Here is a 23618-nt window from a genome sequence, read left to right as displayed (position 1 = left end):
GCGTGATCCTGCGGAATCGCGGCCGGCCCTCTCCCCCGCCTCCGCCGGGCCGGTGCCGGCAGGGCGCAGGCTGTCACTGCCCGGGTACGCAAGAAGCCCCCGACTCTCGTCGGGGGCTTCTTCGTCTGTGGACCTCCGTAGAGAGTTTGAGAACCCCTGCCCACCCTTGAAAACCCTATCTTTGCGCAGGTCACGCGGCTTCTACAAGCACGACCGGCGTTCGTCGGGGCCGACGGTGGCGGACTCGCGGGGTCGGATGGTGCGGTCACTTGAGATGGCTCAAACCCTTCTGCGCCCCGAGCAGGTCGACGATCTGGTGGCGGAGTATCGGGATGGGGCGACGCTCGTAGAGCTGGCATCCCGGTTCGGAGTGAACCGCCGTACGGTTGCCGCGCACCTGACACGCCGGGCGGTCCCGATCCGACGCGGGAGTTTCAACCCTTCCCGCATCCACGAAGCAGCCAACCTCTACCTCAGCGGGTTGACGCTGGTAGAGGTCGGCGTGAAGGTCGGGGCAGGACCTCAGGCTGTCCGGCGGGCGCTCGCATCGCACGGCATCGTGATCCGGCCTGGCGGTGGCCGTCGATCGCGCGTCGCCTCGTCCCTGGTCGCAGTCGGGTGACTCTAGGCGTGCAGAACCGGGACGCGAGTATCTACCTCGGCGGAGGCCTCACGGCGCTGACGGCGACGGATTGCGGCCTCGTGCAGGCGTGCGCGAACGAGCAGAACAACGCTCACGGGTCCCATGATGACGAACTTGAGTGCGTTCCAGCACGCCCACAGCACGATGAGGTGCAGCCAGCCGGGACCGCCGACGGCGACCGCGGACGAGCAGGCGTAAGCGATCAGGAAGTACGGGAGAGCGACCAGCATCGCGGGTAGCCCCCACCTGAGTCCGCGTCGGGTGCGGATGGCAGCGAGCAGTCGGTTGCTCGGCATGTAGCGATGCAGGTAATCGCGGGTGCGAACGCTGAGCGTCCAGATGAAGCGGAACATGACGGGCCTCTCGTCACACGTGTTTCTCCGTCGAGGAGGCAGAACGTGTATGAGTGCCCGAAGGCCGTCCCGGAGGACCCGCAATATGAGGAGAACCTGCCTCAACCTCCACTGTACGCCGGGGGCGGCGTTCACGGAACCCTCCGGTTCCGCGTCGCCGTGCGTACCTCTCTGTACGAGCGAGAGGAGCCGATGATGGCGAACCTGAGCCAGTTGGTCCAGGACGAGCGCACAGCACGGATGGCGCTGTCGATGATCGTCGAACCAGACGACGCCGTGACAGGCCGTCTCCTGGGCGAGGTGGGAGCGGTCGAGGTGCTCCAGCTCGCCGAGCGTGACGATGACGCGCCGGGCCTCGGCACCGTTGACGCACGGGTCTGGCGCGCCCAGTTCGAGCGTTCGGACGCTCAGACACACTCCCAGCGCATCGTCGAAGCCCAGCGCATGGGTATCGGAGTGCTGATCCCTGGCGACCAAGATTGGCCGTCCGCGCTCGACGATCTTGGCGATCGGCGGCCATACGTCCTGTGGACTCGCGGCGCTACCTCGTTCCTGGCGCGACCGCTCAGCGAGTTCGTCACGATCACCGGCGCAAGGGCCGCGACCTCCTACGGCGAGCACGTGGCCGGAGAACTGGCTTCCGACCTCACCAACGCTGAGCGGGTAGTGGTTGCGGGCGGTGCGTACGGCATCGAAGGAGCTGCCCATCGAGCGGTCCTGGCCTCCGGTGGCGACACGATCGCGGTCATGGCAAACGGCGTTGATCGCCCCTACCCGATGGGTCACCGAGAACTACTTGAGCGAGTGGCGGACCTCGGCCTCATGGTCAGCGAGGTTCCACCTGGCTCAGTGCCTACGCGCCACCGCTTCCTCGCTCGCGCACGCCTGATGGCCGCGCTCTCCGCAGCGACCGTTGTGGTTGAGGCCGGCGTCCGCTCGGGCTCGATGAAGGTGGTGCGAGAGGCCCAACAGATCGGCCGTGCCGTTGGGGCTGTCCCCGGGCCGGTCACCAGCGCAACCAGCATGGGACCTCACCAACTGCTCCGCGACAACATGGCCGCCATCGTGGTGAACGTCGGCGACATTGGCGACGCCTTGAGGAGATCGCGACAAGCGACAAGCGCCGCTATCCAGCACGGGGCCTTCCGCGAGAACTCTGCGCACCTCGGGCGCTCACTCTAGCCAGATCGCCGTCGCAGTCCCAGCGAGAAAGACCCAAGCCGGCGGGGCCAGCCCCGGGCCAGCCCAGACGCTCCGCGCTGGCCACATTCTTATCGGAGCATTGCCTGTCGCACTAGGACCTCAAGAGCTTCGTCTACGTCGTCTGCTGACAGGATCGACTCCAACTGAGAACGATCGATCATCACGACGCAGATTTCCTGCGTTGAGAACCTCAGCTCTTGCATCCGCGCATCGTCCGTGAATCCAGCCAGTGAAACCAGTACCGCTATGCGTGCGGTTCCTCGCTTAGTCTGGAGCTTAGTGATGAGCGACGAGACCATAGGCTGCGATGCCTTATCGGCCCGATTCTTGGACTCGACGAGAATGAATGGTACGCCGGACTTCTGCCAGACGCGGGAACTGAAGTTGTCAATCTGAAGAACCAGATCGATCTCCTCGGTCTCGTTCCGGTAATTTCGCTCCACGACCTTTAGGTCACGCGCTTGAGCGAAGGTGAACGCTAGCAGCGCTTCGAGGCGCTGCCCCTTCTCGTGGGCGGTTCCATCTCCGATCCGATTCCAGACGACGCTCGCGACGCTTCGTCGCAGGTCAGGTGATACTGGCACCTCAACATCAGCCAACGCAGCGAGCAACGGCCTGGGAGTGAGCTGCTTGGTCGTGTCGTAGTCATCTAGAACAATGACGTCTGCGTCAACACCTACGAGCAACTCCACGATTTCTGGCTTGAACAATGATGCGAGATTCAGCGCCAGCGTCGGCTTGATTCCCATCTGCGCAGCGAGGTCAAGACGGTCACGAACGAAGCGAGGCAACTGGTCGGGAAGGAAGACATAGAGAAGCCTCCTACCGTCCTTCGAAACGGCGTTGGGCTTCCAGCGTTTGCTCCCTAGGTCGAGTTCGACGTCCGGGGCCCAATCCTGACCTTTGTCGCTCGCGTAGATGCGTTCAGCGGCCGCGTCGACATCGACGATGCCAACCGGGCGCCCTCGCGATGGCTCATCAACGATCTCGTCCACGAGTGCGCCCTCGACCTCAGTTGTGCTGCTCATTCGAGTCGATCAGCGCTGTGATTTGTTGGATGAGTTCGCGGCCGAGGCGGCGGACCTCTTCATTGTCCGAGGTCCCCGCCGTCTTGGTCAGGAGCCTCGCGAACACCGCAACCATGGTTGAGGTTCGGCGCCCCAGTTTGTCCACCTCGACCATCATCTGAACAGTCTCTTCGTACGCGTCATCGATAGTCGCCTCCGGCTTCTCGATGAGATCTCGGATCGAGGTATCGAGCGAAGAGGTTCCAGTGCCGTTCGACTCAGCATCCTGCGCAGCGAACCTGATGATCGGTGAGACTTTGCGGAGGCTGACGGTATCGGTGATCACTTGGTCAAGTCGCTTCTGGACGAAAGCCTTACTCACGCGGTCTTCGCCGTACTCGTCTAGAATCGCGGGCCTGTTGCTGCGCAGGGCATCGATGACGTTCTTCTTGAGTTCCCAGAAGAAGTTGAGGGGGATCGTCTCCTCCCGGATGTATTCCTGCCACTGCTCGGGGAGCGTGACAACATAGCGGAGCTGTCGCACACGTTCGATCGACAGACCAGTGAGGTCGCGAAGTTCGCTGTCGTTGGGCTCCTGTCCCTCCGCGTCCTTGATCTCTTGCGCAAGCCGCTGGAGCGCCTTTGCGGTCGGAATATCACGCCAAGGCTCCCGGATCAGATGGATGTTGAACATCTGCTGGAGGACTTCGCGCTCGCTGCGTTCCGTCGTGATGACAGCCGGAATCTTGCTGTGGCCGAGATCGCGGGCGCATCGGAACCTACGCTCGCCATCAACAAGGACGTACTTGTCGCCCTTCGGATACACAACAATTGGAACGAGCACGCCTTCCAAATCGATGGAGTCCGTGAGTCGATCCAACTCATCCTTCGGGAAGTCCAGGCGCGGGTTCTGAGCGTTCGGCTCGACATCCGACACACTCAGTTCCCGCAATTGTGCGGTTGCGTTCTCCTGCGTATCAACTTGCTCTTCAGCTTCAGACGAGACAGACATATAGATTCTCCGTTGCCGACTTCTTGGACGCGCCTGTGGAAGCGCCCATCGTTGAGTGGTTTGCGTCGTAGGACCGGGTCTGAACGTCACCAAAGTACTGAAGCGCGATCTCCGGCACAGTCGCACCTGCGTCGCCTAGCAACCCACTTGACGGATAACTAATGACCAGGGGGACTTGCATTCGCGATACGTTCCGACAGAGGTCATGGAACGATGAAACGACAGCAGTCTTCAACGAAAATCCGGTGGTAAAGCGATCAGACCTATTCCGCCCCGCGCCAGTGGAGTCTGGAAAATCGTAGCGGTACAGCGTTTCGTACATGTGGTAATACCGGCTGTACTGATCCTTCGTATATGGCGGGTCTGCATACACGGTCCCAATGTCGCGAAGTTCCCCCGCACTGACAAGGTCGAGCGCGTCGCCGACGTATACGGAGTTGTTCCTCCGCCATGCCTCGTCACCAACCTGCGAAACTGCTTCGAGTGCCAAACCGAACTCGTCCCAGAGCGAACGGGTCCAAGTACGCACAATACGCGTGTGCGCTGATTCCGAGTTTGGCCTGAGGAACTGGGCTGTGTGGCCCGGAGCGTTGACAAGGACGGATGTTCCGGCAATCCAGGCGGCCAACATCCAGTCGCGGTCTCTTAGGTGGACATCGGCGTCTATGGCCGCCCTTGCGGCATCCAACTCAATAGCTTGGCGAAGACTGAGGTATCCGGCCGAGAAGTACAAACTTGCGAGCTCGTAGTGTTCTGAACCGCTCGACTCGGCCGCGAGCTTCGCCTTCCGGCGGCGTGCTGCAGAGTTGCCTACATGCTGCGCTTTGTCCATGTAGCTGAGCAGATCGGCTCGCGAGCCACGGAGAGCCGTGGTCTCGGTCTTCAACTCCACGGCATAGACGGCTTCCAACTCGTGGAGCCGGGCCTCGTACGAGGGAAGCAGACGCTCTATGACCTCTGCGGACGGCGTAGAGCGGTCAGGTCCCGTGAAACGTGCCCTTGATACTGCCGCAGTAAAACTCAGCGCGTCGTTCGTGACGACCGACGCGGTCTCTCGAAGGCTCTCCGCCACGCTACCCATGCCGGAGAAGAGGTCTACAACGCGCCCATCGGGCTTGAGCTCGGAGATCGTGTCACGTACATGGTCCGCCATGTGGCGCTTCGTACCCATGTACCGGACTACCACCTTACCCGCCTCCTTCCGTGCGACGATCAACTGCTCCAACGCTATCGGCTCCTCCTCACAGCGCGGGCCTGACTCGCCGATCGTCCCGCGCGTCGAGCCCCGATCTGGCGCTCCCGGGTGTATAGGTAGGGCCGGTCGTCGTGGTGCTTGACCCAGTTGGCCAGCCGGGGCTCCCGACTGTCGGGGTCAAGTCCGGCCACCCAGTGGTCACAAGATCGCGGCCGCAACGGCGAGCGAGTTCCGGGTGTCTACAGTCCGCGGATGCCGTGCGCTGGGGACTGCGAAGCTCTCCCTTCTTCGGCGCCCACGGCACGGCGCGCCCGGACTGCCCGATCAATCGCCGATCGCGCTCGGGCGGCGTCGATCTTCTGCGCGGTTGACTCGGGCGGGGCGCCAAGGGGTGCGTCGTCGGCGATGCGGTAGCGGTCTCGGTAGGCGGCGACTACGCGGGCGGCCTTGCGCCAGGCCGTGGCTCGGCGTCGGTCGCTGGGTGTCTCCCCCAAGGCCTCGATCCACGGAGTGCTCTCGGCCAGCGCCACGTCGAGTACGGCATCGGCGCGGGCTTCGATCAGTGCTTCTCGCTCGTCGAGTGCTGCACGCATCTCGGCGTTCGTCACGCCGTGGGCGCGTGGGATGAGGCCAGCGATGAGGCGCGGGGGTTTCCATGTTCGTCCTGATCCTGCGGGCCGGGTAGTCGCTCGCTCGACCCGGTAGTGGAGGACGGCGGCGATGTCGTCGGCGTCGCTGAACCCGCGCGCTGCGACGAGGCGCGGCAGGAGTGTCTCGACATCGTGGTGGTTCGCTTCGGCGCGGCGCAGTTCGGCGGCAAGTGGTCCGAATGCGTCGGATTCGATAGCGCTGTCGGCCTGTTCGTCGGTGAGTCCGGAGCTGCGGATGAGGGTGGCCCAGCGGTCGTGTTGGGCTGCGGCAGCAATGGTCTCGTACTCGGCGGCGAGCTGAGCGATCGAGCCCCACTGCTCCTGTTCTGCCACGGTGGCCTCGTGCGCCGAGAGTTCGGCTCCGCTGTGCTGTAGAACGCCGTAGAGCACGCTTCGCGCGGTGGCGTGCGGGTCGTCGCCGGGGTGTGGTTGAGCGTGGTCGTCGGCGCGGTCGAGAGTCACGTAGGCGCGGTTGGAGTGCCGGCCTCGTGTCATCGCGACGTAGAAGGTCTCTCTGGTCGAGGTCGGTTCGACCAGCACGTGCGCGGTGTCGGTCGTGACGCCTTGCGCGCGGAAGGCGGTGACTGCGTATCCGAGATCGACCTGGTCGGCCACGTACCCGGCAGGCACGACCACCGTGCCGCCGAACCGGCGTCCCGGCTTGCGGATCGCGATGGTGCCGTCGTCGCGGACGGCGGTGACGGTCCATATGTCGCCGTTGCGTACCCAGTCCCGACCGGTCGTGGTGCGGAGTCGTCGGTCGTTGCGTCGGGTGATGACGGTGTCCCCGACGCCGGCGGCGGTGCCGTCGCGGAGTTCGACCTCGCGGTCGGGGTTCAGCGTCTTGTTGTGGATCAGGTCGGCGCGGGCGCGTCGGTTGAGGGTGGTCACGTCTTCGTGGGTCTCGGCGATCAGCACCGAGATGAGCCCTTTGTCGCGGTCGGCGCGCCAGGCGTTGTAGGCGGCATCGGTCATGGTCTCGGCGTCGCCGCCGGTGATGCGCTGATGGGTGAGGTAGGTGTCGATGGCCTGGGTGCGTCCGTGGCGCAGCTCGAGTGAGGCGGTCTTCTCCCAGGCGTGGGTGAAGCGGTGAACGTCGACCAGTTCTGGCGTGTCGTTCCGGTCGTTGGCGATCATCGCGAACGCGCCGCCGGCGTCCACGGATTGCAGCTGGGCGTAGTCACCGACCAGCAGCACCTTCGCGCCCGCGTCCTGGGCGAGGTGGGTGATGCGGTCCAGCGACAGGGTGCCCGCCAGGGAGGCTTCGTCGATGATGATGAGCTGACCTACGGCGAACGTGGTTCCGTGCAGGAGGTGGTTCTGCCACCACTTCGCGGTGTTCTCGGTCGCGATCCCGAGATCGTCGGCGAGAACCTGTGCGGCGACCGCTGATGGTGCGAGGCCAACGACGGAACCGGGACCGTGCTCGGCCTCCCACGCGCGGCGGAGTGCGTTCATGGCGGTGGTCTTGCCCGCCCCGGCGGGGCCGACGAGGACATCGAGCATCCGTCCCGACACTGCGATGCGTATCAGAGCGTCGGCTTGGTCGTCGCCGAGCATCCGCCCTTCAGTGTCGGCGCGACGCGTGATCTTCTCGACCGTCGCGAGCGCCACCGTCGGCCCGGCCAGGTTGCTGGCGCGTTCGAGCAACCTGTCTTCGGCCGCGAGCTGAGCCTCTGAGGTGAACACAGTCGAACCCTTCGGGCGGAACACCGAGGTGCCGTCAGGTCGGCGGAACACAACCGGTGACGTGGCGAGTTCAGGAGGCGTCAGCCGGAGGGAGACCCGTTCGGCGGCGTCGGCGACCATTGCGACGATGGCTTCTCGGTCTTGCATGGTCGCGAACCGCCAGCCCATCGTCTGCCTGGATGCCTCGGCCATGAGGTTCCATCGTCGCCAGGTCGAGCGCTTCTCACCGACAACCTCCACGACCGAGCGCCCGATCTCGCCGATCACGTCGAGCGGCACGTCGTCGGCGCGAAGCAGCAACGGCTTGTCGTTGTCGGTCACCTCGCGCGCCCACATCGTCGCGTCCCTGCCCAGCGTCTTCGTAGCGCGCTCCCGCCACTCGCCGGTGAGGTCGGCCAACGACCGGACTTGCTTCTCGGGTCGGGTCGTCAGTGTCGCTTGGGCTCGGAGCTTGAGGATCGTCGCGTTCGAGGGTTGGCGACCGTGCTGGGCGACGTACTCGGCGATGAGGCGATCCTTCGCGATGTCGATGTGACGGGCGCGGGTGGAGAACTCCGCGACCAGTTCCTCGGGAATCTCGGTGATCGCCCACGCCGGGTTCCTGTCGCGGCCCATGTCGCGTGCCTCCCACTCCACGCCGAACGTGCGCGTCATGTGATCCGCGAACACGGCTTCGTGCAGCTCAGAGAGCGCGACAACGGCGGCGTGCATCGGCCTGCCGTCGAGTGAGCGCCACTTGCCGTCGAAGGCGGTCTTGGCCTTGTTGCTGATGACCACGTGCGTATGTAGGTGGGGGTCGCCGGCACGGGAGTCGAAGTGATCGAAAGCGGTCGCGATCAGCCCGGTGACATCGACCTGCGCAACCGCACCGTCCCCGGAGGTTGCGCCGGTGCGGGTGGCTGCAACCTCGCGTTCCATGAACGCAACCACCTCCGCAACCGCTCGATGATGCGCCTCACCGATCAGCGCCTGCTCCCCAGCGTCAGCGACCGCCCACAACACACTCGCGGACTTCGGGATCGAGAAGGTGAAGTCGAACCCAGCCACCGCACGCCGTGCGCTCCGGGCAGTCTCCTCGGCCACGATCTGCGCGACAGCCTCACCCTTGGCACCAGGTGTCATGGTCGGTTCGAGGCCGGCGATCCGCGCCTCGATCCGCTTGGCCTCGCTCTTGTAGATCGGGAAGGCCCGACCGAGCGGTTGGTCGGTGATCGGATCATGGCCAGCCCCCATCAGTAGCTGGAGTTGGTGTTCTGATACCCGGTCGCCCGCCCGAATCTCACCCTTACCGAGGGCCGCTACGCCCGCGCCGAGCCAGCGACCAGGAGGAGTGCCTTCCTCCATGTAGTAGCGAGTGAGCGGCGTCGAGAGCGACCTGTTGCCGTCGGCTGCCGCAACAGTCTTGAGCAGGTACTTGTAGCCGTCACCTGCCGACATCACGCGCATCGAAACCGTCATGGTCACCTCCCGTCTCGCCGGACAGGTGAGCACGCGCACTCGGTGACTTCTGAGGCGGTAAAGCCCGGCTCTACCTCGATCTGCAAGACGCGTGTGACCTCAGAAGCAGGTCGGAGAGGAGGCCCGAGATCGAGTGCTTCAGCGGTGGACTTCACGGTCGGTCGGAGTTCGCCGGGTCGGCGGGTGAGCAGCGGCGTGTCGAAGTCGTGCACCTGACAGGTGACCAGCTCGGCATCGGTTCTCAACGAGGCGCAGATGTCGGGGACGACTGTCAGCTGGAGCGCTCTTCATGCACGAACTCAACCCAGCAGCGATTCTCGACTCAGGATCGGGTCGCTGTTCAGCGGTTACGGCGGCCTCGACCTCGCCGTCGAGCACGTCTTCAACGCCAGAACGGTGTGGTTCTCCGAACTCAACGAGCCCGTCGCCCGCGTCTTCGCCAAGCACTGGCGTGACGCGCCGAACCTGGGCGATATCACCGCCATCGACTGGAGCCAGGTCGAACCCGTGGACATCCTCATCGGCGGCTTTCCCTGCCAAGACGTGTCCACTGTCGGCAAGCGCGCTGGCATCGCGCCAGGCACCCGTTCCGGGCTATGGGCACACATGGCCGCAGCAATCAACGCACTCCAGCCTGAATGGGTCGTCATCGAGAACGTCCGTGGGCTGCTGTCCTCCCCAGCGACACGGCCACCCACAGAAGGAGACCACCGTGAACCATGCAAGCCCGGCGACGCAACCCCCGACGATGCAACCCTTCGCGAGCTGGAACCCGACCCGTGGCATCTGGGAGACCACGCAGCTCGACCTCTACGGGCTCACGGCGCCGTTCTCGGCGATCTGGCCGACCTGCGGCTGGATGCACGATGGATCGGCCCACCGGCTTCCCTTGTCGGCGCTCCTCACCACCACCGCCTCCGCATCTTCATCCTCGCCCACCGCACGCTTCCGCACCCCACTCGCGACCGACTCCACGCGGGGCGGCGAGACACTCGACCAGGTACGGGCAAGGCGAGGGACGATCGCGCTCTCGCACCAGATCATCGACTTCGCTCTCCACGGACCGCATGGCTCACCGACCAAGAGGCGCGAGTCGGAGACACTGTGGTCCCTGATCGACGGACTGTTCAACGCTGGGGACACTACGCCGACGCCATCACCCACTGGGAACACATCACCGGACGACCAGTACCCGCCCCGGCACTCCTGAACGACGCCGACGGCCCCCGCGCCGCACCAGCATTCGTCGAATGGCTCATGGGCCTACCGACCGGATGGGTTACTGGTACCGGTGAGCTGACGGCGAACCAGCAGATCACGGCGCTCGGCAACGGAGTGCTGCCGCTGCAGGCAACGTCTGCCCTTCGATGCTTGGTGTCATCCTGACGGGGAACGAGCATCAGTCGGCGGCGTCCACGGCTGGTAGTAGCGCCGCGAGTTCCGGCGTCCCATAGGTAAGAAAGACCAGCGAGGCGTCGTCGCTCTCGTCCCAGGTCGCACGGTCAAACGTGACCGGCAGAGCCTCGACGGGAGACGGATCGAAGTACTCCTCGATATCGCGTACACCATCGAGTTCGTTGAATGAGAGCCTGGACAGGCTTTCGGCCGGGGGCTTGAGTCGGTAGACCTTCGGGTGCTGGTCGTCGATCTCGAACGCAGCGCGGCTGAGCCCGTTCGTCGTGAGAAGACGCTCCAAGTCCTGCGGTGTTGTGGCACCGACGAGCTGCGGCGGCTCCTTGATGCGGCTCTCACCCGTGGGTTCGCCCAGATCGTCGTTGCCGACCGGTTCGTTCTTGATGTCCTCAACCTGCTGGCGGATTTCGCCGACCTCAGACTCGATGTCGATGGGCGTTGTGTGCCCAGTCAGGGCGAGGCGCTCGATGGCCTTTTCGATGTTTGCGAGCACGGGTGCGGCGTCGCCAACGATGTCGGTGAAGTCTCCGTAATCCTCTGCGATGCCCTTGTACACCTGCTCCTCGACCGTATCAGCGTAGAAGTAGTTGCTGATGCGGATGTCCTTGTAGGAGGCGCCGATGCGATCAACGCGGCCGATCCGCTGCTCGACGCGCATGAGGTTCCATGGCATGTCGTAGTTGATGAGCCGCCCGGACGTTTGCAGGTTCAGGCCCTCGCTCATGGAGTCGGTGCCGATGAGAACTTCCAGCTCGCCACTGCGGAACATGGTCTTGATCTCCGACTTTGTGACCTCGGCCCAGGTCCCGGAGTCGGCGTCGTAGACCTCACCACCCCGGCCGGAGTAGCAGCCGAGTCGCCGGTATCCTGCCGTGATGAGTCGTTCGCGGACGTAGTCCATGGTGTCGGCGTACTGGGTGAAGACAACCACCGACGAGTATGTGTTCAGTGCCTCGGTCACGTCAGCAACGAGCTTGCTGGCCTTGCTGTCTTCGCCGGTGATGCTGTCGAGGTCTTGGAGGAACGACTTGAGCTCGGCGATCTCGTTGCGGAGTCGGTCGGCCCTGGTGTCGAACGCCTCCGGCTCGAACAACGATCCTTCAACATCGACGTTGTCGTCGTCGGTGAGTAGCTCAGCGAGGTTCTTGCCATCTTCCAGGACACTCAGCCGACGACGAAGCGACCGCTTGATCGCTTCGAACGATGAGGTCAGGCGACGGCGATAGACGGTCATAATGAAGCCGAGCGCCTGATTTCCTGCCTCAGCCATGTAGGCGTTGTAGTGGCGGCGGATGTACTCCTCGATGCGCTCGTACAGTCGGCGCTCGTTCGGCTCCAGCGGGATGAACTCATCTTTGACCTGGCGGTACGGGATGACCACGTCGTCGGGGATGATCCCTGCCGCTTGGTACTCGCGCATGGTCTTTCGGGTGTTGCGGAAGACCCGATCCCGCATTGGCGTGTGCCGCCGGAGCCACTTGTCCATCCACTCGGAAGTCTCGTTCGGGAACTTGGCCTTCAGGTCGGCACTCGGCGGGTTCCCGGCCAGAGCCGTGACCACGTACGCGCCGGTCCAGCCGAGTGCGTTGTCGATTTGCTGTTCGAGGTCAGCGTCCCGCTCGGCCTGTGGGTCGGCGAAGTAGTCCTCCAGCATCGCGCAAAGCAGGTCCCAGTGGCGATGCATGGGGTCGATTGCCAGAAGTCTGAAGTATCGGATGAAGTCGTCAGCGCTGACGCCCCACCGACCCTTGAGGCCGAGTAGCGAGATCAAGTCCCAGGCTTCGTGTGGGTTCATCTGCATCGGCGTGGCGGTGGCCAGGTACAGCGCACGCCACATCTCCCTGTCGCGCATCTCTTGGAGTAGTGCGAGCAGCGAGTTCGGAGTGTCGGTCGGCTTGGAGCCGCGTCGTCGCGCGTGGTGGGCTTCATCAACCAGGACGACATCCCACGGTCCGGCATCGAGAATCTGACGTCGGCGGTCTCGGCGGCGAGCGAGGTGTGACGAAGCAAGCACGATGGGGAACGCCGACCATGGATTGGCGTTCGGAGTAGCGGGGATCGGCTGGTCGTAGCGATCCACGAAGATACCCTTGTCGAAGCGGGCCACATCGAGGTTCATCTTCTCGTGGAGTTCCTCCTGCCACTGCTTCATCACTGATGCGGGGACGAGCAGTAGCGCCTTCTTCGCCCGACCTGAGGTGAAGAGTTCACGCAGGACCATGCCTGCCTCGACGGTCTTGCCAAGCCCTACTTCGTCGGCGAAGAGGTAGCCGCGCGGGTAGGTGCTCACGACACGGCTGATGAGCTCCGCTTGGTGCGGGAGAGGCTGCGCCCATGCCGATCCGACGCCCGTCCAGGGCGATGCGGTTGGCGCATCGCGCAGTGCGACGAGCTCGTCCCATGCTGCCTCGACATCGAACTCCTCGGTGTCGTCTTCGGACGAGGTCGGCGTCTCCAGAGGCGGCAAGACAACGCCGGGTGGAAGCGGAGGGGTCTCGGGGGCGTGCTCGATGAGGTGCTTCCGCACTGCCGACGGCAGGTCTATGACTGCCCATCCTGCATCAGCGTTGTCGGTCCAGTGCTTCTCGAAGTCGAGCACCTTGTGGACACCCAGGTAGTCCCAGATTGGCACATTCCAGGATGGGTAGGCGTCGAACGTCTCATGGTTCCTCGCCCAGGCCGTCACCGACGAGTTGTTCGATCCGTTGAAGGCGACTCGATTGCCGTACCGATCCGCGAAGATGCCGTACTTGGTGTGGAAGTAGCGTCCCGACTGTAGGTGCGTCAGCAGCTCACCGTCTTCTCCCCTCGGGACACCGACACGAATCTCAAGCCTGTCCGTGGCGACCATCCACGCAAGCACGCTCAGATGCTCGCTCTGCACGATCCGCGTCCCGGCAAGCTCCGGATCAGCGAGCAGCCTCGCCGCCACTACGTCGTCGAGCGGCTTGCCCTCGATGACGGCGTCCACGTCTCGCTGCGCGAGTTGCGCACCGACGATCAGGCGCATCTTCCCACCGTTCGCGAGGAAATGGGCGGTGCCCTGTGCCGCGTACTGAAGCTCGGACGCTGACCAGTAGCCCACGGCTCTGTCGTAGGTCACCGCCCGAGATAGCAACGGTAAATAGAACGTCTCGAACGGGTGGTCGTCCGGCGAGTATGTTGCTCCCAGATCAACAGATTGGAACGAATCCGGCGACGAGATAGAGTCGCCCGAGAACAGCTCAGGACTCGCCGGTCCGCCATGTGGCGCCGGCGATCCAGGTGGTAGAGCGTCGCTGTCGTCCAGGGTCATGTCACTCCACGTCGAACAGCGTGTTCTCGTTGGGGTCTGCCAGAGCGGCCATCTCTTCTGCCTCCGGCAACACGACATCCTCGAAGTACAGGGTGCAGAGCGTGTCGATGAGCCCGGCCTCCGGCACCACCCAAGCACCCTTGACCTTGGTACGTGGGATCGCGTTTGCGAGGCCTTGCAGGGTGGAAATGAACCCAGCGTCGGTGGTGTATCCATGGCGGTCGAGGAACCGCTTTGCGGCCTGCTGGCCGTCCACCTCGGCGATGTAGAGCGCAGTGTCGACGGCGTCAATAACGTGCTCGAACGATGATGCTTCCGGCGTCACTCCTGGCAGTTCAGAGTCGGAACCCCGACGTAGTCGCTCCTTGGGGGCCAAGAGCTTGACCTTGCCAGATGCCTTCGAGACGATCTTCGCGCGCTCCAACTCATCGACATCCAATCCTCCTACTGCGAGTGCCAGGAGGCGTGCTGTGTCGAAAGGGAACTCGCGCGCACCGAACGTGTCCCATGCCAAGAGAACGAAGTCGGTGAGGCCGTCCACCTTCGCGGCCTGACCGACAAGGCGGGAGCGGCGAAGGTCCACGATTTCCTCCCGCGCCAAAGCAAGGGCATCTTCGGGGCGGAGCAACTGGTCCCGCCCGTCAGCATCCGGAGTGGACGAGTAGACGGGCCAGTTCTGCGAGATCACGGACAGCGTTGGGCCGTATGTCGAGAGGAGAAGGTCAACGCCGTCGATCCCATCATGTTGGAACCGCGTGGCAGCCTCGCGTGCCGCCTGACGGATGTCGTGCTCGATGTCATCGAGATAGACCTGGTGGTCATCGTTGCGCTCAGTACGCTTGCGACAAACCAGCATGATAGTTGACGCGGCAGAGTTCATATTCGCTTGGTGAAGCGACTGCTCGGATTCGGTGTTCACCGGCCATGATGTCTCGATTGTGAACCCCGATTGAAGCAGGCTCATGCCCAAGGTGTCCCACGCCTCGGCGCGCTTGTGCGTGAACATCACGGACAGAACGCCCGCATCTCGGAGGACCCGGTGAGCCTCCTCGAAGATGGTGGTCATTTTCGTTTCATAGTCGAGGTCCGCCAACTCCCGGCGACGACGACCCATCGCAGCAAAGCGCGCGGGATTGGCTACTGCTTCGTTGTCTTTATCGGTGAGGCTGTCAACGAAGAACTCTGGTAGCAGTCGGCCGAGCGTGCGCTTCTCCCACACATAGAAGTAGTCGGCAAGTTCCGCGTACATCACGTTGTCGTAGTACGGCGGATCCATGCATACATGGGTAACCGATCCGTCCTCAAGCGGGAGACTCGCGGCGCTGCCCTGAGAGACGAGGACGTCCCTCGTGAAACTATCGCTGTCGACGAGGTCCGCTCTGCCGGACTCGCTAAGTAGGCGTGAAATTTCCTCGTACGCATCAACCAGCTGCTCTAGGCACCAGCTGTAGAGAGCTCCAGCTGCATCGAACTCGGCGAACGTCCACTTGAAGCCAAGATTGTGCGTGTCGAACGTACTCCGAACTTTCTGTCGCGAGACGTCCCAGGATGAGAGGCGCGAGTTCCAGTTCAGCGCCTTCCCCTGCATCATTGCGAGTTCAACCAGCACATCATCGGCGTCATCGCCGAGCTCCGCTCGGACATCGGGGATCAGCCTTGCAAATTCCTCGGCGAATATCCCGTGAGCAAGTGCTTGGCGTGGGGCAAAGAGGTCAGTCCAACGCGTCAAGCCCATGCTGATGGGTTCTGCGGTCTTGGCTCCCTCGGGTAGTTCTTCAGTGGGAAGGATGCCGTGCGCTTCCCAGAGCGGCGCGTGCTCGGCGTACACGCGCCTCGCCGCCGCTATCGCTTCAAGATCAGCGCTTGTTGGCGAGCGGAAGCTGCGTTCGCCGGACGATGATCGTACGGCGACGGCGTACAGCACCTGCGTCATGAGGCCGTCTTGCGCAGCCGTTTTCAGATACGAGCCATCAATCACGAGATTGTCGTAAGGAGACGTTGCTTTCCCGCGCGCTACCGTTCCCGCTGCGGCATCCTGCCTGTCGATGTCGCGACCGAAGACGACTTCGAAGTGCGGCTCGCGCAGCTCGCGCCCGTCGAACTCCAGCGTCATAGTCACGGCAGCCTCTTTGCCCGATGCCTTCTGTAGCCACTTGTCTTTGATGAGCGGAACCAGGCGACTCGTGCGAGGACATGGCACAGCGTTGGCCCAGATGTAGGCGACGATGGCCTCACCGTCGCCGCGAGGGAAGTATGCGCCCAGCCGGGCTGTCACCCGGTCGACCAGTTCCTGACCCCACCGGCGTATGTGGGGGGTGAGCGCACCTGCCCGACGCGCCGGAACCGCAACCCCCGCGGTGAGCACGCTCGCAGCGACACCGTTCAGGTCGTTCGCTACGGCGGGCAGGCCCATTCGCGACGCCACCCAAGGGATTGAGCCGCCTCCCGCAGTCGGATCGCAGACGACTGGCATCTCCCCCCAAGTGTGAGTGAGTACGTCATGCAGCAGGCGGAGTTCAGTGCTCGAAGGAGAGTTCTTGAACGCTGGCTTATAGCCGTATCCGTTCCCTTTCAGTCGCACGCCGGCGGCGTTCGCTGCGTCGAGGGCGCGGCGTGCCCGCACTGGGTCGCCCCAGATGCCGACCAATCGTAGGAGCCACTGACGGTAGGAGACTTCGTTCTGCAGCTCTGGTGCTGTCGGGAACGCATTTCGGAGCTCGTCCGACCAAGAGGGAAGAAGTCCCGCCAGCACTACGGCGGACGACGCGACAAGTGGTCGCCTGGCCCACCACACGTGGAGGGTCTTCAGCTTCGGGAATTGTCCCGGGATCGGCGCGGCCTCCCGCCGCGACTCGATTCCGAGTTCTGCGACGGGTAGCCAGTCCTCGATGAGGACTCGTGGTCTTGGAGTGGTCACGTCGTGTCCTTAGTCGGCGAGGAGGGTTCGGAGTGCTTTGCGGGCGCGGTTGCCGTCGAGTCCCATGCACTTGGAGTACCAGTAGTAGGTCTCTTCGACGCTCATGGCGTTGATTCCGGCGACGAGTGCCCGGACTCGCTCGTGCTTGGCGATGGGTTGGCTCGCAAGCAGGACGAGCGCCAGACGGACTCCCTCAGCCTCGCCAAGACGGATGGGTGCTTTGCGCTTGAACGCCAGGACGCTCGGTTGATGCCCGGCCTTGCGGATCGCAACGAAGAGGGCATCGACCACGCGGCCCGCCTGAACGGGTGAGGCAGTGGTCACCGGCGCGGTGATCGTGCTGCCGTTCTCGCCGTAGGTTTCTTCAAGCGTGACGCCGAAGGTCTCGCCTCGTCCTGGCGTGACAACGAGGCGGAACCCTCGCACCCCTTCGACTAGCGCGAGATGGGATGCGGGGCGGATGCGCTTGACGGCACTCACTTGGTGACCTCGGCTGTCATCGTGGTGCTCTTCATACCGAGATTCTTGATGACCGTATGAATCTGGCCGAACTGGACATCCGTGATGTCCAGAGCCGGGGTGAAGCGGAAAACGAGGGTGACCTCGCCCGCTACCTTGGCCGCACCGGTGATGGTCTTCTTCACATGGTTGTACGCGGACTGGAAGTCGTGCCGGTCGGCGGTGCCCTGGAACTGGACTCCGCCGTTGACTCCCTTGAACTCGGCGCGGATCGTTGCACGAACGGTAATGTGCTGCTTTTGCAGCATGCCGAGCGATGCTACGGCGAGGTCGATGTCGCTGGTGCCAGACGCCTCGTCCGCTGTGACCTTCAAGGTCATCGTGCTGACCGTCGGCACGGTGAAGTCGGAAATCTGATCGAGCAGGCTCTGCATCGCCGCACCGCCTGGGCCAGACGCGTTGAAGGTCTTCGAGTTCGGGGTGCGGGTTGGCACCTCGATCTCCTGCGCATCCGCCGCTTCCCGGCTGAGGATGCGCAGGCCGTCGAGACCCTTGTCCTTGATTGCGGATGGCGACAATGCCCGGACGCCGGGGGCAGGCTCTGCGTCGAGCACAACGAACCACTTGTAGTCGCTGGCTTGTACCGCGGTGGCGAGCAGCTCCAAGACGTCGGTCTTGGTGGGCTCACCGCCGCACTGTGCTTCGAGGCGGGAGCGTATCTCGGCTCCGGTGAGGTCATCGTTGGTGATGACGGCACGCAAGTCGGTCTGGGTCGGCTTGCGAACGAGCAGGCCTCGTGACTGTGCTTCGGAAGCAGTCATCACCTCGGCGTCAGGCTTCATCTCGGGCGAGAACCCGGCCATCGTGCTTGCTGTGTAGGTCTTCCCCGTGCCCGCGTCGTAGTAGACCCAGTTCTCGTTCTTCACCCCGTTGACGATCGCTTCACGAATCAGGTTTGGGTTGCGGACGATCTGGATCGTGTGGTCTGTCCAGAAGTAGTCGGCGATCGAGCGTGTGGTGGCGGAGCTTGCAGCGTGCCAGGTCTTCGACCGGAGATACGAGGCTGTGAAGGGGCTGCTTCGAATCTTGTCCTCATCTTCGAGCAGACTCAACACCGCCGAGGTCGCGTTCTTCGTGTCGCCCTGTGCCTGAGCTGGAAGCTCACGATGGCGCAAGTACCCCGTGGTCTTGTCGCCGGAGGGGAAGTAGATGTGCTTGTAGCAGCGCGTCACGGCGATGCGAGCGTTGAGGGTGGCCTCCTTGTTGTAAACCTCCACCTTCTTGCGCACCTCGTCGCTGAACTGTGTCAGGCGCGCGGTGTCGCTGGCGAGGTTGTTGGAAGCGATCAGGGCGCGAGCACGGTCCTTCAGAACCTCGACCTGCTCCTCATCTGGGACTGCGAACACCACAGCGTTGCGGTAGGTTCTCGGGCTGCCGACGGAGCCCACTTTGTCAAGCATCTCGACGATCACTGCTGGCGGCTGTTCTGCGCCCTTCTGCGTGACGGCGACGACGTTGTAGTCGAGCACGACGACTCTCAGTCCGGCCTCGTCATGGACCTCGGCAGGGCCAGACGGGAAGTGGACGGCTTTCGCGCCACCGTCGTTGGCGAACGCATTGCGGATCAATGTGTCCACCATTGCTGCTACTGCCGTGTTAGCGACGTTGCGCTTCTCAGTCTCGATGATGGCGTTGACATTCGGCTCGATGTTGAAACGCCACCGACCACCATCAAACGACAGGTGCCAGAAGACCTTTTCGGATTCCGTGAGCGCTTTCTCGAAGATGGCCGTGTCTTCACCCGGACGGAGCGTGCCGACTATCCAGTCATTGCGTCCAGCTCCTGCTGTAGCCACCATTTCCAGGGAGTGCGTGAACACGGTTCGCGCTACGCGGGTGGCGTACGCAGGTTTGCCCGGGAAGACATCGGCATCCACCGCCGCCGCGTGCGATTGCTTGCCCGCGAAGTCGCCCTCTGCCACGGACGCGTATTCAGCCCGTCCGAGTCCATCAGTGAGGTGGTTGAGGACCGGGTCGTTGTCGAAGTCGATGTCACCAACGTTGATGATCGCCGTCTCATCGTTCGTGTCGTAGATGTGCGCAACGACCTCTGCGAGCAGTTTCAGCGCACCGCGCGCCCTCTGGAACTGGGTGATGTTGCCCAGCCGCTTGTCGAGTACACGGACCAGCTCAGGGTGGAACGGATAGGTCGTCGTGACCAGCTCGCCATAGGTCGCGGGGTGTTCCGCGCCGCCAGCCAGCTGCTCGGTCTTGCCCAGAGACTCGTAGAGGCCGCGGTATGCGTCTCCTGCTGCCTTCGCCGCACTTTCGTCGACCGACTCGAAGATGCGCTTCTTGAGGATTTCGCCGATCTCGTTGTCGTCTGCCGGACGGATCACGGCGGATGGCTGGACGGCGCGGGTAAGCACGTCGCCGGTCTCTTCCGCCGCCTTGACCGAGGCGGCGTTCGCAGAGTCGGCGCGTTGCTTTTCATCGCCGGTCAGGTCGCTGATCTCGGTTGTTTCGGCACCGAAGGCGTTGGTCGTAGAGGCCAAGGTGATGATGACGGAGACCTTGTTGGTCGGGTCGGAGGCGACCTCAAACAGATTCCCCAGGAACACCGGGATCGCCCGTGCCATGCGACGCACGTCTTCGCTGCCGGAGGACGACACTGCACGCAGGTACTTGGCGATCTCGTCCACGATCACGATGGTTGGGTTGCCTCCGAAAGCGGCTTTGATCGTGCCGGTGCCCGGAGCGGTGCGCTGGGCATCGTTCGCAGCCATCGCGTCGTACGCAGCGTCACCGATCTGCGCGGCCATCTCGCCCCACAGCGTGTAGGTGCGGTGCCCTGCCGTCTCGACGCCGGCCGTGGGATCAAGCGCGTCGCCGACGAGCGCGGCCACCTGAATCGGCCCATCAGGCAAGAGCGCGGGGTCGATGAACTCCGCGATGTTCGTCGGTCGTGACCCACCGGCGAGGTGGTAGACGGCGGTGAGGCCGTGAGTCTTGCCGCCGCCGAACGATGTCGTCGGACGGAGAACCCCGTTCTCCCCAGCGACGCCCTTCGCTCCCGTGACGCGACCAAAGGTCTTGGTGAGGAGCGTCTTCAAACCAGAGGTCGGATAGGTCTGCGCGAAGAACGCTTCCGCGTCGCCATAGACCGGGTAATGCTCGGCGTCCCGCACGACCTTGTCGAGTTGGGCCGCGAAGTGGTTGTCCGCCAGGCCGCCCTGCAACACGTCATCACGCGGAACGCAGGCTAGTCGCAGCGGAACAAGGCTCTGGTCACTCATACGTCTTCCTTCCCAGACCAATGTCCAGCGATAGATGTCGAGCACTCCGCTCGAAGCTCCTGCACGTCATTTGTCACCCTCCGCTGCGGCTCCGCCACGGCGCACCCAGTCGTCGATCTCGCTGGCTTGGAACTTCCAGAGGCGGCCGACCTTGTGAGCTGGCATGGTCTTCTCGGCGATCCAGGTGTAGACGGTGTCTTTGGTGATCCCGAGGTGGGCGGCGATGTCGTCTGCGGACAGCCACGGCTCAGCCACGTTGGTCCTCCCTCGCACGGCGCAACCCCGGACGGGGCGACAACCGCAAGCCTACCGGGGCGGCTGCGGTTTGAACTGGGTTTGTCCCGGCGTGGCCGATCCGAACCGGTGCGGCTCCGGCGCCCGTCAGCTCGCTAACTGCGAAGTAAGCCAGCCGCTCACGACGGCTCGCCACCGCTCAGGATCGGAGTTCCAAGCGAGCGTGTGGTCGGCATCGAAGGTTTCCAGTGTCACGATGTCGTGGCGTCGGTCTCGGAGCGCTTGCGCGAGCCGGATGGGTGCGGAACTGTCTCTCATGCCGTGGAGGATGAGCATGGGCGTGGTGAGCTGAGCGGTACGAGCGATCCAGTCGAACTGGCCGAGCGGAATCGGCTTGGACAGCCCGACCATGCTCGCGAGCGGCCCAGCGATGAGCCACGGAACCGCGAGGACCCCCGCTGTGGGCGGTAAGCCGCTGCGGGCGCAGTTGGCTTTGATCGTCTCGGTCCAGTCGAGCACGGGTGAGTCGAGGACGAGTGCGGTGATGAGCCCGTCGTGGCGGGGTCGGGCTGCGAGCTGGAGAGCGATGGCCGCTCCCATCGACCAGCCGAACAGCACGATCCGTTCCGCGCCTCGTCGGACGGCGTATCCGATGGCTTCGTCAACATCGGTGGTCTCTGTGTGGCCGAGGGTCGAGCGGCCAGTGCCGACACGGGGGCCTTCTGCTGTGTTTCGGTAGGTGATGACGAGGGAGGTGTAGCCGAGTTCGATGGCGACTTCGGCGCCGCGGAGGGTTCCGGCTCGGCTGCTGCCCAGTCCGTGGATGTGGATGGCCCAGGTCGATGGGTCGCCGTCGATGCGCCAGGCCGGGCACCGACCCGCAGGAGTGATGATGGCGATGTCGCGCGCTTTGAGTCCGGCGTCGGCTGGGGTGGCGTAGTAGATGCCGCTCCACGAGGCTCGGTCTCCGGGCGTGAGCGACAGTCCTGGCGAGGTGCCGGTGACGGTGCGGGCGATCCGGCCGGGGCCGTGATCGGATACTTCTGCTGCGAGTTGCACCCAGCCGCTGTGTTCAAGCCAGAGGTTGTAGATGCCTCCGGCGGTGGTCTGGTCGTTTCGGTCGAGCACGACCCGCTGGGGGCCGTCGTCGTCTTGCTCGATGTCATGGATCGTGAGGTCGAAGATGCGAGGGCCGACTGGTGAGGTGAGGCGTCGCGTGATCGCCCAGCCGGTGCCGAGTGCGCTGGCGGTGAGGAGTCCGGCCCCGAGAGCGATGGCACGTTTCATGCGGGGCACTCCTCATCGGCTTGCGCTGTGTCGTCGTCTCCGCCTCGGCCGGGCTCGGTTTCGGTGTCTTGTTCGCCGAGGAGGTGTCGTTCGGCGGCTTGGAGCAGCGCACGCTCGTCATCGCTGATGGTGAAGGTGACGCGGCCGTCGATCATGGCGTCGCGGATTTCGACGATCTTGCGGTGGAGCCGCCCGTCGGGGTCATCGGCCTGCGCGGCGAGGGGTTCAGCTTGACTGAGACCGGGCCGAACGCGGGTGGCGCGTTCCCAGACCGGTTCGAGGCCGGCGGCGAGAGCTGCTGTGCGGCGTCGGCGTGCGTGATGCTGGGCGAGGCGCACCACGGGCTGTGCGGTGAAGCCTGCACAGAGGAAGCCGAAGGTGAGCAGCGAGAGCGGCCCGTAAGCGGGCTGGACAGCATACATGAGGTCGAGTTGCCCGGTGACGTGTGCGATGTCCATGACGATGACCGCGAGACACAAGGCAACGCCGAAGGCCGATCCCAGGGTCAGGAGGGCGGCGGGGAGTCGTTGGATGCCGGTGCTGCTCCGATGCTGGCGGGTGGCGAGGACCATCATGGTGGCGATCACGACGCCGCAGTAGACGAAGTTGATGATCGAGTACACAGCGGTCGCTAGCTGGTCACCAAGGTCTGCCATGAACCGGGTGGTCGTCTCACCGTGGTCGATGAAGAAGAACGCGACGGTGATCGCGGCCAGTGACACCAGCAGGATGGGCAGGCTGACCGCGACGCGAACGAGTTGAGGTCGGTAGTGGCCGGTGTGCATGACGCCGCGGCCGAGGAAAAACAGCCCGGTCATCAGCAGCGCGTCCGCGACGAGCGTGGCGATGTTGGTTTCACCGAGCAGCGGGTCGATGGCGGTATAGATGGCGTCCACGTTCAGGGTCATCGCGATAGCGATGGCGATCGCAGCGTAGGTGACGCTGCGGTCGGCGCGTTTGCGGCGGAAGACGAGCAGGCTCGCCACGAGCGCCCACATGAGCGTCGCGACGAGCGTCTGGATCATCCGAAGACCTCCGAGTAGCGGGTCTCGGCGAAGACCGATCCTCGGATGCCTGCGGCGAGGCGGTCCGCGAGGGACTCTGCGGCGATCTCGGTCTCGCAGTCGATGTCTTGCCGCTTGAGGAGCCGCCCGCGGGTGTACGGCGGGATGTTGGGCAGCAGCACGTCTTCGGCGGCGCAGTCTTGGCCTCCGCAGTGGCCGAGGATCATATGGGCGAACTCGTGCAGGACGAACTGCTGGCGGTGCAGCGCGGAGTCGCTACGGGCGTGGAGCACGATATCGGCGGTGTCGGTGACGAGCCAGACCGCGCAGATGCCGTCGCTGGTGTCGAGGCCAGCGAGCTCGACGACGCGGAGCCGGCGGTGCCGCCGTTCCTGAACTGCGGTCAGGAGGGTGTCGAGGGTGAAGGTGTTCCCGAGCTGTAGGCCCGCGACGGCCGCCGATACTGTCTGTTCGATATTCACGGTTCGCCCCTCTCTGTGGGG

16 protein-coding genes are annotated in these 23618 nt (G+C 64.0%); 3 read left to right on the top strand and 13 right to left on the bottom strand.

The window, feature by feature from the left end:
• Nucleotides 1-274: 274 nt before the first annotated feature.
• Nucleotides 275-622, top strand: a complete 348-nt coding sequence (locus WDU93_RS14795; RefSeq protein WP_337322008.1) for a hypothetical protein — start codon at nt 275-277, stop codon at nt 620-622.
• Between the two features lie 2 nt (nt 623-624).
• On the opposite strand, the gene WDU93_RS14790 is transcribed toward WDU93_RS14795, so the two are convergent.
• The gene (locus tag WDU93_RS14790; protein WP_337322007.1) at nt 625-996 is read right to left on the bottom strand and encodes a sulfate permease; all 372 of its coding nucleotides are present in this window, start codon (nt 994-996) and stop codon (nt 625-627) included.
• A 195-nt stretch (nt 997-1191) separates the two neighbouring features.
• Here WDU93_RS14790 and WDU93_RS14785 point away from each other — a divergent pair, with 195 nt between their 5' ends.
• Nucleotides 1192-2178 carry a DNA-processing protein DprA gene (locus WDU93_RS14785; protein ID WP_337322006.1) on the top strand — a complete coding sequence of 329 codons (987 nt, stop codon included), beginning with the start codon at nt 1192-1194 and terminating at the stop codon, nt 2176-2178.
• A gap of 89 nt (nt 2179-2267) precedes the next feature.
• Here WDU93_RS14785 and WDU93_RS14780 read toward each other — a convergent pair whose 3' ends face one another.
• From WDU93_RS14780 to mobF, 4 genes are all read right to left on the bottom strand, one after another.
• Complete coding sequence (locus WDU93_RS14780; protein WP_337322005.1) at nt 2268-3227, bottom strand: restriction endonuclease; 960 nt, start codon at nt 3225-3227, stop codon at nt 2268-2270.
• On the bottom strand, nt 3211-4218 hold the full coding sequence (locus WDU93_RS14775; protein WP_337322004.1) for a ParB/RepB/Spo0J family partition protein: 1008 nt from the start codon (nt 4216-4218) through the stop codon (nt 3211-3213). Before WDU93_RS14775 ends, WDU93_RS14780 begins: the two co-directional genes overlap by 17 nt.
• On the bottom strand, nt 4202-5443 hold the full coding sequence (locus WDU93_RS14770) for a DNA adenine methylase (RefSeq protein WP_337322003.1): 1242 nt from the start codon (nt 5441-5443) through the stop codon (nt 4202-4204). Before WDU93_RS14770 ends, WDU93_RS14775 begins: the two co-directional genes overlap by 17 nt.
• Before the next feature lie 209 nt (nt 5444-5652).
• Complete coding sequence (gene mobF, locus WDU93_RS14765; protein ID WP_337322002.1) at nt 5653-9210, bottom strand: MobF family relaxase; 3558 nt, start codon at nt 9208-9210, stop codon at nt 5653-5655.
• Between the two features lie 255 nt (nt 9211-9465).
• Between mobF and WDU93_RS14760 the strand changes: the two genes are divergently transcribed.
• Complete coding sequence (locus WDU93_RS14760; RefSeq protein ID WP_337322001.1) at nt 9466-10596, top strand: DNA cytosine methyltransferase; 1131 nt, start codon at nt 9466-9468, stop codon at nt 10594-10596.
• A gap of 13 nt (nt 10597-10609) precedes the next feature.
• Here the strand turns inward: WDU93_RS14760 and WDU93_RS14755 are convergent, their stop codons facing one another.
• From WDU93_RS14755 to WDU93_RS14720, 8 genes are all read right to left on the bottom strand, one after another.
• Nucleotides 10610-13918: a DEAD/DEAH box helicase gene (locus WDU93_RS14755; RefSeq protein WP_337322000.1), complete on the bottom strand. Its 3309-nt coding sequence runs from the start codon at nt 13916-13918 to the stop codon at nt 10610-10612.
• 1 nt (nt 13919) lies between these two features.
• Nucleotides 13920-16835, bottom strand: a complete 2916-nt coding sequence (locus WDU93_RS14750) for a DUF1156 domain-containing protein (RefSeq protein WP_337321999.1) — start codon at nt 16833-16835, stop codon at nt 13920-13922.
• 9 nt (nt 16836-16844) lie between these two features.
• The gene (locus WDU93_RS14745; RefSeq protein ID WP_337321998.1) at nt 16845-17315 is read right to left on the bottom strand and encodes a DUF7680 family protein; all 471 of its coding nucleotides are present in this window, start codon (nt 17313-17315) and stop codon (nt 16845-16847) included.
• Complete coding sequence (locus tag WDU93_RS14740; RefSeq protein WP_337321997.1) at nt 17312-20635, bottom strand: ATP-binding protein; 3324 nt, start codon at nt 20633-20635, stop codon at nt 17312-17314. The genes WDU93_RS14745 and WDU93_RS14740 overlap by 4 nt, the downstream gene beginning before the upstream one ends.
• A gap of 21 nt (nt 20636-20656) precedes the next feature.
• A complete protein-coding gene (locus tag WDU93_RS14735; protein ID WP_337321996.1) occupies nt 20657-20845 on the bottom strand; it encodes a helix-turn-helix domain-containing protein in 189 nt (62 codons plus the stop codon).
• Nucleotides 20846-20971: 126 nt separating this feature from the next.
• A complete protein-coding gene (locus WDU93_RS14730) occupies nt 20972-22111 on the bottom strand; it encodes an alpha/beta hydrolase family protein (RefSeq protein ID WP_337321995.1) in 1140 nt (379 codons plus the stop codon).
• The gene (locus WDU93_RS14725) at nt 22108-23136 is read right to left on the bottom strand and encodes an MAB_1171c family putative transporter (RefSeq protein WP_337321994.1); all 1029 of its coding nucleotides are present in this window, start codon (nt 23134-23136) and stop codon (nt 22108-22110) included. Before WDU93_RS14725 ends, WDU93_RS14730 begins: the two co-directional genes overlap by 4 nt.
• On the bottom strand, nt 23133-23597 hold the full coding sequence (locus WDU93_RS14720; RefSeq protein WP_337321993.1) for a hypothetical protein: 465 nt from the start codon (nt 23595-23597) through the stop codon (nt 23133-23135). The genes WDU93_RS14725 and WDU93_RS14720 overlap by 4 nt, the downstream gene beginning before the upstream one ends.
• Nucleotides 23598-23618: the final 21 nt, after the last annotated feature.

The sequence above is a fragment of the Microbacterium istanbulense genome (genome assembly GCF_037204145.1).
GTDB classification, from domain to species: Bacteria; Actinomycetota; Actinomycetes; order Actinomycetales; family Microbacteriaceae; genus Microbacterium; species Microbacterium istanbulense.
Note: the sequence above shows the minus strand (reverse complement) of the source record. Positions and strands in the feature narration are given on the sequence as shown.

Bases quoted from the DNA above. Each gene is read 5' to 3' on its own strand.
- WDU93_RS14795 (WP_337322008.1), top strand. From the start codon at position 275: ATGGCTCAAACCCTTCTGCGCCCCGAGCAGGTCGACGATCTGGTGGCG.
- WDU93_RS14790 (WP_337322007.1), bottom strand. From the start codon at position 996: ATGTTCCGCTTCATCTGGACGCTCAGCGTTCGCACCCGCGATTACCTG.
- WDU93_RS14785 (WP_337322006.1), top strand. From the start codon at position 1,192: ATGGCGAACCTGAGCCAGTTGGTCCAGGACGAGCGCACAGCACGGATG.
- WDU93_RS14780 (WP_337322005.1), bottom strand. From the start codon at position 3,227: ATGAGCAGCACAACTGAGGTCGAGGGCGCACTCGTGGACGAGATCGTT.
- WDU93_RS14775 (WP_337322004.1), bottom strand. From the start codon at position 4,218: ATGTCTGTCTCGTCTGAAGCTGAAGAGCAAGTTGATACGCAGGAGAAC.
- mobF (WP_337322002.1), bottom strand. From the start codon at position 9,210: ATGACGGTTTCGATGCGCGTGATGTCGGCAGGTGACGGCTACAAGTAC.
- WDU93_RS14760 (WP_337322001.1), top strand. From the start codon at position 9,466: ATGTCGGGGACGACTGTCAGCTGGAGCGCTCTTCATGCACGAACTCAA.
- WDU93_RS14755 (WP_337322000.1), bottom strand. From the start codon at position 13,918: ATGACCCTGGACGACAGCGACGCTCTACCACCTGGATCGCCGGCGCCA.
- WDU93_RS14730 (WP_337321995.1), bottom strand. From the start codon at position 22,111: ATGAAACGTGCCATCGCTCTCGGGGCCGGACTCCTCACCGCCAGCGCA.
- WDU93_RS14725 (WP_337321994.1), bottom strand. From the start codon at position 23,136: ATGATCCAGACGCTCGTCGCGACGCTCATGTGGGCGCTCGTGGCGAGC.